Genomic DNA, 13,359 nt, shown 5'->3' on the forward strand with positions numbered 1-13,359 from the left:
TTTTGACGGCTACGGCGAGGTTAACCGCCGCCCGCCGAGCAGCGCGGTTCCGACACGCACCCTGGTCGAGCCGTGGGCAACGGCACTTTCCAGGTCACCGGACATCCCCGCCGACACATCCACAGCTTCCGGGTGATCAACGCGCAAACGCTCGGAGATCGACAAAAGTGTGTCGAACGACACATTCGCATCGCCGCCGAGCGGAGCGACTGCCATCACTCCCCGCAACCGAAGATCGCTCGTTCGCGTGATCATGTCGGCGAGTCGGGGAACGTCCTCCGGCGCGCAGCCGCCCCTGCCGGTGGTTCCGTCCAGGCTGACCTGCACCAACACGTCCAAAGGGCGCTCCCGCTCGCCGGTTTCGAGGGCGTTGGTGGTGGCGCGGGAAAGCGCTTCGGCGAGCCGTTCGCTGTCTACCGACTCGACGACGTCCGCCCAGCGGGCCACCGCGCGAGCCTTGTTCCGCTGCAACTGACCGACCATGTGCCAGCGCCGCGCGGCCTGCGGCCGGAGCTCGGCGAACTCCGAGACCTTGCCGCGCGCCTCCTGCTCCCGGTTCTCGGCGAAGGACGACAGCCCGAGATCGGAGAGAAGAGCCACATCGGACGCGGGGAAGGTCTTGGTCACAGCGAGCAGCTCGACGCCCTCCGGGGACCGGCCGGCGGCGTGGCACGCCTTCGCCAAGCGCTCCCGGACCTCCGCCAGCGACTCGGCCAGCTCCGCACGACGCTCTTCGGGCGTCACGACTGCTCGTCCATCCAGATCACCGAGGCGAAGCGCCCGGTCTTGCCGTTGTCGCGGCGGTGGCTGAACAGCTCCCGGGTCTCCACGGTGCAGCGCGGGTCGACGCCGATCTTGGCGATGCCGACCTGCGCGAGCTGCTCGAACAACCCGGCCCGCAGGTCGAGCCCGGTGGTGCCCTTGCGGGTCTTGCAGGCGCTGCCCGGAAGGTGTTCCTCCACATCGGCCTGCATCTCCGGCGGCACCTCGTAGCAGGCACCGCAGGCCGCGGGCCCGATCAGGGCCTCCACCCGGTCGAGCTGCGCACCGGCCTCGCGCATCGACTTCAGCGCCGCCGGAAGGACTCCCACGCGCGCGCCCACGCGCCCGGCGTGCACCGCGGAGATCACCCCGGCCTCCGGGTCGCCCAGCAACACCGGAACGCAGTCGGCGGTCAGGGCGACCAGCGCGAGCCCCGGCTGAGCCGTCACGAGCGCGTCGGAGGCCTCCACCGCCGCCGGCTGCGGGCCGTCCACGACGGTCGCGGTGCGGCCGTGGATCTGCTCCATCCACACGAGGTGGTCCTCGGGCAGGCCGATCCCCTCCGCCAGCTTGCGCGTGTTGGCCGCGAGCGCCTCCGGCGCGTCGCCGACCCTGCCGCCGAGGTTGAAGGAGTCGAACGGAGCCTTGGAGCTACCGCCCTCCCGCGTGGTGGTCACGCGCCGAATCCGCACTTGCCCAGCCTCCTGAAAAAGAAAAATCGACACCGGGAACCCGCGGTCCCCGGTGTCGATTCTCGCTCATGCGTCAGCGCCGCATGAACGGCGGAATGTCGACGTCGTCGTCGGTGTCGTCACCCACCGGCACGGCGCGGTTCGGCAGCCCACCGGGGCGCGAGGCGCCGGTGGAGTGCGTCGGGTAACCGCTGCTGGGGCGACCGGGCACCGACACGCCCTGCTGCCCGGTGGCCGAACCGTCGCTGCCGTAGGACCGCGGCTGCGGGCTCTGCGGCTGGCTCGGCTGCGGGCTCTGCTGCTGGAAACCGGTCTGCTGCGGCGTGGTCGGCTGCTGCGGAGCCGCCGGGGGTTGCTGCTCGGTCTGCGGAGCCGCCGGAGCCGGTGCGGGCGCCGACTGCTGGACCGGCTGAGCCGGCGCCGGCTGCGCGGGCGCCGGAGCGCTCGGCTGGGCCGGGGCGGCCTGCTGGGTCTCGGTGCTCTCCGGGGCAGCGGGCTTCTCGGCCTTCGGCGCGGGCGCCTCGGCCTCCTCGCTGCGACCGCCGACGCGCGTCGGCTCGAGCTTCTTGTGCGTCGGCGTGCCGGAGTCGAACCCGGCGGCGATCACCGTGACCCGGACCTCGTCGCCGAGCGAGTCGTCGATGACCGTACCGAAGATGATGTTGGCCTCGGGGTGCGCGGACTCCTGGACCAGCGACGCCGACTCGTTGATCTCGAACAGGCCGAGATCCGAACCGCCCGCTATGGCCAGCAGCACTCCGTGGGCGCCTTCCATCGACGCCTCCAGCAGCGGCGAGTTGATCGCCTTCTGCGCGGCTTCGACGGCTCTGCCATCACCCCTCGCCGAGCCGATGCCCATCAAGGCGCTGCCCGCTCCGGACATGACGCTCTTGACGTCGGCGAAGTCGAGGTTGATCAGGCCCGGCGTGGTGATCAGGTCGGTGATGCCCTGGACACCGGAGAGCAGGACCTCGTCGGCCGAGCGGAAGGCGTCCATCAGGCTCACGCCGATGTCGCCGAGCTGCAGCAGCCGGTCGTTCGGGATGACGATCAGGGTGTCGCAGCAGTCGCGCAGCTCCTTGATGCCCTGTTCGGCCTGGGACGCGCGGCGCTTGCCCTCGAAGGAGAACGGCCGGGTGACCACACCGATGGTCAGCGCACCGAGCTTGCGCGCGATGTTGGCGACCACCGGGGCGCCACCGGTTCCGGTGCCACCGCCTTCACCGGCGGTCACGAACACCATGTCGGCGCCCTTGAGGACCTCTTCGATCTCCTCGGCGTGATCCTCGGCGGCCTTGTGACCGACCTCCGGCGCCGCACCGGCACCGAGACCGCGAGTGAGCTCGCGCCCGATGTCGAGCTTGACGTCGGCATCGGACATCAGCAGGGCCTGCGCGTCGGTGTTCACCGCGATGAACTCAACACCTTTGAGCCCGACCTCGATCATGCGGTTCACGGCGTTGACGCCGCCGCCACCGATGCCGACGACTTTGATCACCGCGAGATAGTTGTGCGGGGGCGTCATCGGATCCGCCTTCCTGATCGTGGCTGGTGTGCTCTCTGCATCGACCGCCGGGACGGCCGCTGAGCCGGTGCCGCCGATGCGGCTCCCCCTGGTCGTCGGCGCGGGATTCGACGTGCATCCGACCCCGTGCCCGGTCCGGACCGTAGGCGCGATCGCACCCCTGCGTCCAGCAGCCACGCCGGTTTCGGCAGCAGCAGTTCTGTGCTGTGCACCTCGTCGTTCCGCCCGACGTCATCCGTGTTGCTCAGCGGGTCCGCCCGTTGCCGCAGCGAGCCCAGTTTCTCGTTCCTCCCCTTGCGATGACCGCGTCCGCGAACGTGATCACCACAACGAACACCGTACCTGGCCATCCGCTCACCCGGTTGAGGCAGTCGCGATTCCACAACGGGCTTCTTCGCAGCGGACAGCGCCGGGGAATCCGGACTGCAGGTGTCTGGATTGGCTGCGACCGTCTCCGCTCGCGGGCAACGAGACGTCAGGAAGGAAGCCATGGCAGCGGATCTGCGAGACAGGGTCGTGTTGGTCGCCGGTGCGACGCGGGGAGCCGGACGCGGGATCGCGGTGGAGCTCGGCGCGGCGGGCGCGACGGTGTACTGCACCGGGCGCACGACACGCACCCAGCGCTCGGACTACGACCGCCCGGAGACCATTGAGGACACCGCCGAGAGGGTCACGCGCGCCGGCGGGACGGGCATCGCCGTCCGGGTCGACCACACCGTCCCGGACGAGGTCCGGGACCTGGTGCGCCGCGTGGAGTCCGAGCAGGGGCGGCTCGACGTCCTGGTCAACGACCTCGGCGGCGAGCACCTGATGGACTGGAACAAGCCGATCTGGGAGCAGGACCTGACCAAGGGCCTGCAACGGCTGCGCACCGGCATCGAGGCCCACATGATCACCAGCCACTTCGCGCTCGGCCTGCTGAGCAGGCGCGCGGGCGGACTGGTCGTGGAGCTCACCGACGGCACGGCCGAGGTGAACGAGCGGTTCTACCGCAACGAGTGCGGCGCGTTCTTCGACGTCGCCAAGACGGCGTTGCACCGGCTGGCACGCGCGCAGGGCGAGGAGCTGGCGCCGCTGGGCGGCACCGCGGTCTCGCTGACGCCCGGCTGGTTGCGCTCGGAGATGATGCTGGAGCACTACGACGTGACCGAGGAGAACTGGCGCGAGTCCACGATCGCCCCACCGGGTTTCGCCATCGCCGAGTCCCCCGCCTACGTGGGCCGCGCGGTGGTGGCGCTGGCCGGCGATCCGGACGTGGCGCGGTGGAACACCCAGTCGTTGTCCAGCGGTTTCCTGGCCAAGGAGTACGGGTTCACCGACACCGACGGGTCGCAGCCGGACTGCTGGCGGTTCGCGCTGGAGGTCGAGTGGGTCGGCGGCGAGGGCGACCCCGCCGACTACCGGTAGAGCTCGGCGAAGCGCTCGGCGGCGCTCGCGAGGTCCTGGCGCAGCGGTTCCGGTGCCAGGACCTCGGCTTCCGGTCCCAGCGCGAGGATCTGGGCGAACGCGACCTGCAGCGATTCGGCCCGGAAGGTGGTGCGGACCCAGCCGCGCTCGTCGGGTTCTCCGGCGGCGTCCTCGGCTTCGGCGGCGGCCGGGCCGTCGACCATGCCGCGCAACCTGCGGAGTCCGGTGGGGCTGAGCCGGATCTCGACGTCGAGGGTGAGCAGCGAGCGGGAGAACTCCTCGGCGGTGCGGTCCCAGAACGCGGCTAGGTCGAAGGTCTCGTCGCGGACGAACTCCTCCCCCTCGCCGACCCCGCGGAACCGGTCGACCCGGTAGGTCCGGAACCGCCCGTCGCAGCGCGCGGCCAGGTACCAGACACCGGCTTTGAGGACGAGGCCGTGCGGTTCGAGCTCGCGCCGGACGAGGCGTTCACCCCGCTGGTAGTCGGCGGTGATGCGCAGGTCCCGCCACACCGCGCGGCCGATTTCGGCCAGCAGTGCGGGTGTTTCGGCTTCGCGGAACCAGCGGGGAGCGTCGAGGTGGAACCGCTGCCCGACCCGCTGCGGCGCGTCCTGGAACGGCGGCGCCAGCGCTGCGGCGGCCTTCAGGCGGGCGGCCTCGACCGCCTCGCCCAGTCCCATGTCGATCGCGGCCCCGGGCACCCCGGACAGGAACAGCGCCTCGGCCTCCTCGCGGTGCAGGCCGTTGAGCTTCGACCGGTAACCGCCGAGCAACCGGTACCCGCCGCCGCGCCCGCGCTCGGCGTAGACCGGCACCCCGGCCTCGGCCAGCGCCAGCACGTCGCGCGCCACGGTCCGCTCGGAGACCTCCAGCTCGCGCGCCAGCTCAGGCCCGTTCATCGACCCCCGGACCTGCAACAAGCACAACAACGACACCAACCGAGCCGCCCGCACGTCCCCACCGTACGACCCACCCCCGACAACCCGAGGCAGCACGACCACACACCCCCACCCCGATCACGACGCCACCTCGTCAACCCGGATTACTGCCGTAATCAGGCCCCCGATTACGGCCGTAATCAGGCCCCCGATTACGGCCGTAATCCGGTCCCCGAATACGGCCGTAATCCGGTAGCCGGTTGCGGCGGTGTTCCGGGTGGTGGTGGGTCGGGGTCAGCGGAGGCCTGTGGTTTTGAGGGATTGGACCAGCCAGCGTTGGCCGAAGAGGAAGACCAGGACCGTGGGCAGGGCGGCGAGCGCTCCCGCGGCGATGACGTAGTGCATCTTCGAGGCGTACTGGCCCTGCAGCGAGGCGATGCCGACCTGGACCACGCGCAGCGACTCGTCCTGGGCCACCGCCAGCGGCCACAGGAAGGAGTTCCAGTTGGCCAGGAAGAACAGCACCGCCAGCGCGGCCAGCATGGGCCTGCTCAGCGGCAGCACCACGTGCCATTGACATCCACACCGGCCTCATGACCGATGCTTCCTACCGCGCCTGGCTACTTGGAGCTCGCGTAGCCAGGTCACCTCGGTGGGTTCCTGCTTCAATGCGCTTCGCCGCCCTGAGGTGGGCTTACTTGCGCTCCACAGGCTGTCACCGCCAGCCCGGCGGCCTGTGCAACGTTGACAGCGGCGTTGACATCGCGGTCCAGCCATAGCCCGCACGTCTTGCACTGCCAGGTACGCACGTGCAGCGGCTTGGGGCCGTCCTTGCTCTCGCATTTCGAGCACGTCTGGGACGTAGGCTCGAAACGGCCGATTCGAAAGAACCTCCGCCCGTGGACCGCCGCTTTGTACTCCACCATGGCTACGAACGACGACCACCCAGCGTCGAGCACCGACTTCGCCAAACGCGTACGCGCAAGCCCCGACACGGACAGGTCCTCCACCGCGATCGCTTGGTTCTCGCGGATCAGCTGCGTGGAGAGCTGGTGGTGGAAGTCACGGCGTGCGTCAGCGACGCGAACATGCGCGCGGGCCAACTTGATCCGGGCCTTCTCCCGGTTCGCCGATCCCGCCTCCTTGCGCGTCACGCTCCTCTGAGCGCGCTTGAGCTTCTCCTCCGCCCTGCGCAGAAGCCTCGGCGCTTCGATCTTGGTGCCGTCGGACAGCACAGCGAAATGCCGCAGCCCCAGGTCAACGCCGATTTCTGGCGCCTCACCCGAAATCGGTTCGGTCTCGACGTCAACGACGAACGAAGCGAAGTACCGTCCACTCGCGTCCTTGATCACGGTTACGCTCGAGGGGACGGACGGCAGTGGCCGGGACAATTTCACCGGCACATAGCCAATCTTCGACAACCGACGTTTCGCACCAGTTGTGATCGAGAACTTCGTACTGGCGGTGAACCGGACCGACTGACATCGATCACGCCGACTCTTGAACCTCGGCACGGCGACGCTTCGCCCTTGCGTTCCCCTCTGATCGAGTCGAAGAAGTTGGCATAAGCCCTGTCGGCATCACGCAGGGCCTGCTGCAGCACCACGGCGGAGACCTCACCCAACCAATTTCGTTCGGGTGTTCTCTTCGCCTCGGTGATCAACCTCTTCGACAACTCCGCTACCGAGGGCAACTTCGCCCCAGCTCGGTACGCATCCTGCCGCGCGGTGATGGCATCGTTGAAAACCACTCGAGCACAGCCGAACGCTCGAGCCAACGCCGTCTGCTGACCAGGAGTCGGATACAAGCGGTACCGGTAGCGGAGTTTCACGCTTTCATCGTATCTGTAATTCTTTTCCTACCAACCACTTTCACATCTTTGCGCACGGATGTTCTGACACGGCATCACAATTGGAGAAACAGCAACTCCCAGTGGGCAAGAAGAGGCCGAACATCCCCGCGATCACCACTCCGGGGCACCGCTCTGGGTGACGCGGAGCGCAATCCAGCGCGTCGCCATCCTTCACCGAGACGCCTCACCGTCCCGAAACCTCGCAGCTGACGTCAGGCGAAGTGGGGTGGGCCTCCGGTGAGGGCGCGTTGGGTGGCCTCGTCGTCGGCGTAGTAGTTCGGGCCCGGGGCTTCGGTGTCGTAGTAGCGGTGGAAGACCGGGGTCTGGGCGCCCGACATCGGCGGGACGATCCAGGACCAGTCGACCGGGCACTTGCGCCCCGCCGACTCCTCCTTCGCCAGGTGGGTGAGGAAGCGGTGCGACTCGGTGTGGTGATCGGTGATCGTCACGCCGGCCTGCTGGTAGGAGTGCAGGACGGCGCGGTTGAGCTCGACCAGCGCGCGGTCCCGCCACAGGGTGTCCTCGCGCGAGGTGTCCAGGCCCAGGCGCTCGGCGACGACCGGGACGAGGTTGTAGCGGTCGTTGTCGGCGAAGTTGCGGGCACCGATCTCGGTGCCCATGTACCAGCCGTTGAACGGCGCGGCCGGGTACGAGACGCCGCCGATGCTCAGCCGCATGTTGCTGATGACCGGAACCGCGTGCCAGCGCAGCCCGAGCTCGGCGAACCACGGCAGGTCGGGATGGGTCATCGGGACCTCGTGCACCGCGTCCGGGGGCAGCGCGAACATGTGCGCGCCCTCCTCGCGGGTCTCCACCACCAGCGGCAGCGGATCGAACCCCGTGGGGCGGGCCGGTGCTCGCCAGCCGTAACCGGTGACGGTCTCGGTGAACCGGGCGTAGCGCGGGTCGCCGAGCACATTGCCGTCCTGGCTGCGGTAACCGGCGTAGCGGATGAGCTGCTCGTTCCAGATCCGCGGCGCGGGCCGCTGCGGGGTCTCCGGCGGGAAGACGCTGATGACCGGGCGGATCTTGCCGCCGTTGGTGGCCATCCGCAGGTGCTCGACGCAGTGCGCGGCCACACCGGAGACGGTGTGCACGTCGCGCAGGTCGCGGACCTTCAGGCTGCGCCAGTACAACCGGCCGATGCAGCGGGCGCTGTTGCGCCAGGCGACCTTCGCGCCGTAGGAGAGCTCGTCGGGGGTGTGCCGATAGGTGCCGGTCGTCTCGACCTCGTAGCGCATCCGCGCCAGCCGCTGCTGGATCGGGACCTCGACCTGGTTCTCGGCGTGGAACAGCCGCAGGAACTCCTCGGCCTCGGCGAGGTCGATCGCGGGCGCCCTGGGCGCGGGTGGCGGTGGGACGGGTCGTAATCGGCGGGTCCGCTCCGCCGCACCTGATCCCCCGGAGAAGACCGCCTCCGGCGCTTCACCACTCACCCTGAACACGTCGCCCACGTTAGCGCGACGGAAACGATCTTGATCCGGTGCCGTTCGGTGACGGCCGTTCAGGCGACCGTGGGCAGCGCGGGTGTCGTAACGTCGTAAACCGTGCCGGGGCGGGTCAGCAGCGGCGGCAGGATCAGCGCCTTGCGCTGGGTGTCCTTCAGCGAACCCCAGTCGACGGTGCGACCGCCGGTGAGCTCCAGCCGCACGTCGCTCGGGCTGCGCGCCAGCACCGCGGTCACCTCACCCCGCACCGGGACCGGCAGCGCCACCAGCACCGACAGCGCGGCGCGGGTGGTGGGGTCGTCGGCGGCGGCCTTCGGCGCGCGCAGCTCCGGCACACCGGCGGGCGGTTCGGCGACCGTCTCGAACGGCACCCCGGCCACGTCGAGCACCCGGATCCCGTCGGTGGCGCGGAAGTACGCCGCCGGGGCCCGCTCGGTGACCTGGATGATCACCGTCGACGGCCAGTCCAGCACCGCCGTCGCGTCGGCGACCTTCGGCAAGCCGCGCAGGTGCTCCCGGATCTGCTCCGGATCCACCCGCAGCATCGGCGTGCCCTCGGCGACCTCGGCGGCCTGGATCACCGCGTCGGAGGACAGACCGTCGTTGCCCTCCACGCGCACCGTCCGCACGCCCAGCAGCGGCGAGAAGTAGACGACCAGGAAACCGATGGTCGCCACCGCCAGCACACCCGGCAGCAGGAAGCGCCGCCAGGCTGGAGCGGGCGGCGCGCTCCGGCGCACCGGACGGCGCCGCGCTCGCTCCACCGCGCTCCGGTCCGTCACCCGTGGTCCTCCCCGTTGCCGTTGCCGCCGGAAGCGAGGGCCCGGTCGAGCTCACCGAGGATCTCCGGGCCGAGCATCGTCACGTCGCCCGCGCCCATGGTCAGCACCAGGTCGCCGGGACGCACCAGGCCCGCGACGCGCGGGCCCGCGTCGGTGAAGGACGGCTCGAAGTGCACGTTCTCGGCGGGCAGCGGGATCGCGTCGGAGATCAGCTTGCCCGTCACGCCCGGCTGCGGGTCCTCCCGCGCGCCGTAGACGTCGAGCACGACGACCTCGTCGGCCAGGCCCAGGGCCTCGGCGAACTCGGCGGCGAAGGTCGCGGTCCGGGAGAACAGGTGCGGCTGGAACACCACGACCAACCGGCCCGCACCGGCGACCGGGCGGGCCGCGCGCAGCTGCGCGGAGACCTCGGTCGGGTGGTGGGCGTAGTCGTCGTAGACGCGGATGCCGTTGACCCGGCCCTTGAACTCGAACCGGCGCCGCACGCCGCCGAACGCGGCCAGGCCTTCCAGCATCCCCTCCAGCGGGGCACCGAGCTCCAGACCGGCCAGCAGGGCCGCGACGGCGTTGCCCGCCATGTGCTCGCCGGGGACGGCGACCTGCACGTCGACCAGCTCGCCGGCCACCAGCTCCACCGACACCACGCCGACGCCCTGGGTGGCGCGGTAGCCGGCCAGCCGGGCGTCGCCGTCGGCGGTGGCGTTCGCGCCGTAGCGGCGAACCCGCACGCCGGCGGATTCCGCCTGCACCGCAAGGGCTTCCGCGCCCGGGTCGTCGGAGCAGGCGATGAGCACGCCGCCCGGTTCGATGCGGCTGATGAAGTCCTCGAAGACCTTGGTGTAGGCCTCGGCGGTGCCGTGGTGGTCCAGGTGGTCGGGTTCGACGTTGGTCACCACCGCCACGGACGGGGCGAACACCAGGAACGATCCGTCGCTCTCGTCGGCCTCGGCGACGAAGACCCCGCCGTCGCCGTGGTGCGCGTTGGCACCGGACTCGTTGAGGTCGCCGCCGATGGCGAACGACGGGTCGATCCGGCAGTGCTGCAACGCCACGGTGAGCATCGAGGTCGTCGAGGTCTTGCCGTGCGTGCCCGCGACGCAGGCGACGCGGTGGTCGGACATCAGCCCGGCCAGCGCTTCGGCCCGCCGCAGCACGGTGATGCCGCGCTCCTGCGCGGCGACCAGCTCGGCGTTGTCCGGGCGGATCGCGGTGGAGACCACCACGGCCGTCGGCTCCTGGTCGAGCAGGTCGAGGTTCTCGGCGTGGTGCCCGATCCCGATGCTCGCGCCCTGGGCGCGCAGCGCCATGACGGTGCGCGAGTCGCGCGCGTCGGAGCCGGAGACCTGGCGGCCGCGGGCGAGCAGGATGCGGGCGATGCCGCTCATCCCGGCCCCACCGATGCCCACCAGGTGAACCCGATCGAGCAGTCGGTCCATGTCGGCGGTCATTGACCCGCCACCTCCATCACGATGCGGGCGAGCACCTGGTCGGCCTCGCGGTGGCCGCTGCCCATGGTGGCCTGGCTCATCATCTGCAGCCGCTGGGCGTCCAGCGCCATCGGGATGATCTCGTCGATGACCCGCTGCGGCGTCAGCTCCGCGTCGGCGACCAGCCGGGCTCCCCCGGCGCTGACCACCGGCTGAGCGTTGAGCGCCTGCTCACCGTTGCCGTGCGGCAGCGGCACGAACACGGCGGGCAGGCCGACGGCGGAGACCTCGGCGACGGTCATCGCGCCGGACCGGCACACGACCAGGTCGGCGGCGGCGTAGGCGAGGTCCATCTTCTCCAGGTACGGCACGGTCCGGTAGATCGGCGCGCCCATGACCTGCTGGATGGCGACGCTGTTCTTGGGCCCGTGCGCGTGCAGCACGCCGATGCCGGCGCGGCCGAGCGCCTGCGCGGCACCGGAGAAGGCGGTGTTGAGCGTCTGCGCGCCCTGCGATCCGCCGAAGACCAGGATCGTCGGGGCGTGCGGGTGCAGCCCGAAGTGCTGGCGGGCCTGCATCCGCAGCTTCCAGCGGTCCAGCCGGGTGATCGACTCCCGCAGCGGGATGCCGATGGCCTGGGCACCGGGCAGGCCGCTGTCCGGCGTCGCCGCCAGCACGCGGGCGGCGAGCTTGGCGCCGACCTTGTTGGCCAGTCCGGCGCGGGCGTTGGCCTCGTGCACCACGATCGGCACCCGGCCGCGGGCGGCCAGGTAGGCGGGCAGCGAGACGTAGCCGCCGAAGCCGACGACGACCTGGGCGCCGACCTTGTCGAGCACGTCGCGGGTCTGGTGCACCGACTCGCGCACCTTCAGCGGCAGCTTGAGCAGGTCGGCGTTGGGCTTGCGCGGCATGGGCACCGGCGGGATCAGCTCCAGCGGATACCCGCGAGCCGGGACCAGCCGGTTCTCCAGACCTCGTTCGGTGCCCAACGCGGTGATCTGGGCGTCGGGGCGGACGCGTCGTACCGCGTCGGCCAGCGCCAGGGCCGGTTCGATGTGCCCCGCGGTGCCGCCTCCGGCGACCACCACCGACAGCCGGCGCATGCCCATCGCAGCGCCCTGCGGTTCGCCCAGGCGCTGGATGCGGACCGTCTGGTCCCCGCTCAACGGTGTCCTCCTCGTGTCTGAGCCCGGGATCCGGGCCCGCTGCGCGCACCACGTGCGCGGGGTTCTGCTCCGCTCCGGCGCGTTCCGGACGCGCCTGAGCTCTTGGCACCGGGCCGGGTCCGGGGGACGGGCCGGGAAGTCTTCCGCCTCGCCGGCGGACGGTAAGGCGCCGGGGTGGGCAGTCGCAGCAGCTTGCCGACCCGCCCCGGTCCCAGAGACCGTAGCGCGGCGATGGCTTCGGGTTCGTGCCGGGCGAAGTTCGCGAGCAGCCCGAACACCAGCATGCTGGTCACCACCGAGGACCCGCCCGAGGAGATCAGCGGCAGCGGCAGGCCGGTGGTGGGCAGCAGGCCGACCACGTAGCCGATGTTGATCACGGCCTGGCCGACCAACCAGGTGGTCAGGGTCGCCGCGACCAGCCGGATGAAGGGGTCGGTGTTGCGGAAGGCGATGCGCATGCCCACGTAGGCCGTGGTGGCGTACAGCATCAGCACTATGGCGCAGCCGATGAACCCGAGCTCCTCACCGATGACCGCGAAGATGTAGTCGTTGTGCACGTTGGGCAGGTACTGCCACTTCGACCAGCCCTGACCGAGACCGCGACCCATCAGCCCGCCGTCGGCCAGCGCGAACAGCGCCTGCATGGCCTGGTATCCGTTGCCGGAGGGGTCCGAGGCCGGGTCGAGGAAGGACGTCAGCCGCGCCATCCGGTACTCGGCGATCATGGCCAGCACGATGCCGCCGGTGACCGCGCCCAGCGCCATCACGAGGAACAGCCGCAGCGGCGCTCCGGCGAACCACAGCAGCGCCAGCAGCACGACGAACAGCGTGATCGTCGAACCGAGGTCGGGCTGCATCATCACGAGCGTGAACATCAGCAGCGCGGCGGGGACCACGGGCACCAGCAGGTGGCGGTACTGGGTCATCAGGCCGCGCTTGGTGACCAGCACGTGCGCGCCCCACAGCGCGAAGGCGATCTTGGCGAACTCGACGGGCTGGAACGACACGCCGGCGACGAAGAACCAGCTGCGGGCGCCGTTGAGCTCGGTGCCCACGCCGGGGATCAGCACGAGCACCAGCAGCCCGAGGCAGAAGGCCAGGATGCCGAGGCTGTAGCGGCGCAGCAGGCGCACCGGCGCGCGCAGCGCGATGTAGAACAGCACGAGCCCGGCGCCGCAGTACATGACCTGCTTGACGAACACGCTGTAGGACGAGCCGTCCCGGTTGAACGAGTCGACGCTGGACGCCGAGAGCACCATCACCAGGCCGAACACCGTGAGCAGGCCGAAGACGGCCAGCAGCAGGTGGAACGAGGCCAGCGGGCGGGTCAGCCAGGCGGTCAGCGTGGACAGCACCGTCACCCCGGCTCGCCTGCGGGGGTCTCGCGCGGCAGCGCTCTTCGTCGCAGCGGTGGTCACCG

At 70.5% G+C, this 13,359-nt stretch carries 12 protein-coding genes and 1 pseudogene; 1 reads left to right on the top strand and 12 read right to left on the bottom strand.

All coding sequences use genetic code 11. From position 1 onward, the window contains the following. Positions 1 to 9: 9 nt before the first annotated feature. The 3 genes from KBO27_RS12610 to ftsZ form a co-directional block, all read right to left on the bottom strand. Positions 10 to 744 carry a YggS family pyridoxal phosphate-dependent enzyme gene (locus tag KBO27_RS12610; protein ID WP_210970162.1) on the bottom strand — a complete coding sequence of 245 codons (735 nt, stop codon included), beginning with the start codon at positions 742 to 744 and terminating at the stop codon, positions 10 to 12. Further along, positions 741 to 1,454 carry a peptidoglycan editing factor PgeF gene (gene pgeF, locus KBO27_RS12615; RefSeq protein ID WP_210970163.1) on the bottom strand — a complete coding sequence of 238 codons (714 nt, stop codon included), beginning with the start codon at positions 1,452 to 1,454 and terminating at the stop codon, positions 741 to 743. The genes KBO27_RS12610 and pgeF overlap by 4 nt, the downstream gene beginning before the upstream one ends. Before the next feature lie 73 nt (positions 1,455 to 1,527). Then, positions 1,528 to 2,979 carry a cell division protein FtsZ gene (gene ftsZ, locus KBO27_RS12620; RefSeq protein WP_210970164.1) on the bottom strand — a complete coding sequence of 484 codons (1,452 nt, stop codon included), beginning with the start codon at positions 2,977 to 2,979 and terminating at the stop codon, positions 1,528 to 1,530. A 489-nt stretch (positions 2,980 to 3,468) separates the two neighbouring features. Here ftsZ and KBO27_RS12625 point away from each other — a divergent pair, with 489 nt between their 5' ends. Beyond that, the gene (locus KBO27_RS12625) at positions 3,469 to 4,386 is read left to right on the top strand and encodes an SDR family oxidoreductase (protein WP_210970165.1); all 918 of its coding nucleotides are present in this window, start codon (positions 3,469 to 3,471) and stop codon (positions 4,384 to 4,386) included. Here the strand turns inward: KBO27_RS12625 and KBO27_RS12630 are convergent. The 9 genes and pseudogenes from KBO27_RS12630 to ftsW form a co-directional block, all read right to left on the bottom strand. Next, entirely contained in the window at positions 4,377 to 5,339 is a 963-nt protein-coding gene (locus tag KBO27_RS12630) for a helix-turn-helix transcriptional regulator (RefSeq protein ID WP_307870375.1), read from the bottom strand. The genes KBO27_RS12625 and KBO27_RS12630 overlap by 10 nt on opposite strands. Before the next feature lie 219 nt (positions 5,340 to 5,558). Then, on the bottom strand, positions 5,559 to 5,831 hold the full coding sequence (locus KBO27_RS12635) for an ABC transporter permease family protein (RefSeq protein ID WP_307870376.1): 273 nt from the start codon (positions 5,829 to 5,831) through the stop codon (positions 5,559 to 5,561). 98 nt (positions 5,832 to 5,929) lie between these two features. Next, positions 5,930 to 6,778, bottom strand: a complete 849-nt coding sequence (locus KBO27_RS12640; protein WP_307870377.1) for an RNA-guided endonuclease InsQ/TnpB family protein — start codon at positions 6,776 to 6,778, stop codon at positions 5,930 to 5,932. 242 nt (positions 6,779 to 7,020) lie between these two features. After that, positions 7,021 to 7,095: pseudogene (locus tag KBO27_RS34565) on the bottom strand (helix-turn-helix domain-containing protein); the annotation flags it as partial. A 233-nt stretch (positions 7,096 to 7,328) separates the two neighbouring features. Next, positions 7,329 to 8,561, bottom strand: coding sequence for a nitric oxide synthase oxygenase (locus KBO27_RS12645; protein WP_307870378.1), 1,233 nt, complete (start codon positions 8,559 to 8,561; stop codon positions 7,329 to 7,331). Between the two features lie 59 nt (positions 8,562 to 8,620). Beyond that, complete coding sequence (locus tag KBO27_RS12650; protein WP_307870379.1) at positions 8,621 to 9,346, bottom strand: cell division protein FtsQ/DivIB; 726 nt, start codon at positions 9,344 to 9,346, stop codon at positions 8,621 to 8,623. Next, entirely contained in the window at positions 9,343 to 10,794 is a 1,452-nt protein-coding gene (gene murC / locus KBO27_RS12655; RefSeq protein ID WP_210970166.1) for a UDP-N-acetylmuramate--L-alanine ligase, read from the bottom strand. The genes KBO27_RS12650 and murC overlap by 4 nt, the downstream gene beginning before the upstream one ends. Beyond that, complete coding sequence (murG, locus tag KBO27_RS12660) at positions 10,791 to 11,882, bottom strand: undecaprenyldiphospho-muramoylpentapeptide beta-N-acetylglucosaminyltransferase (protein WP_210970355.1); 1,092 nt, start codon at positions 11,880 to 11,882, stop codon at positions 10,791 to 10,793. Before murG ends, murC begins: the two co-directional genes overlap by 4 nt. Before the next feature lie 53 nt (positions 11,883 to 11,935). Further along, positions 11,936 to 13,357, bottom strand: a complete 1,422-nt coding sequence (gene ftsW / locus KBO27_RS12665) for a putative lipid II flippase FtsW (RefSeq protein WP_210970167.1) — start codon at positions 13,355 to 13,357, stop codon at positions 11,936 to 11,938. Positions 13,358 to 13,359 lie beyond the last annotated feature (2 nt).

Source organism: Saccharopolyspora endophytica (assembly GCF_018070075.1).
Lineage (GTDB): Bacteria > Actinomycetota > Actinomycetes > Mycobacteriales > Pseudonocardiaceae > Saccharopolyspora > Saccharopolyspora endophytica.

Excerpts from the sequence above, each read along its gene's own strand:
- ftsZ (WP_210970164.1), bottom strand. The coding sequence starts at position 2,979 with ATGACGCCCCCGCACAACTATCTCGCGGTGATCAAAGTCGTCGGCATC.
- KBO27_RS12625 (WP_210970165.1), top strand. The coding sequence starts at position 3,469 with ATGGCAGCGGATCTGCGAGACAGGGTCGTGTTGGTCGCCGGTGCGACG.
- murC (WP_210970166.1), bottom strand. The coding sequence starts at position 10,794 with ATGACCGCCGACATGGACCGACTGCTCGATCGGGTTCACCTGGTGGGC.
- murG (WP_210970355.1), bottom strand. The coding sequence starts at position 11,882 with ATGGGCATGCGCCGGCTGTCGGTGGTGGTCGCCGGAGGCGGCACCGCG.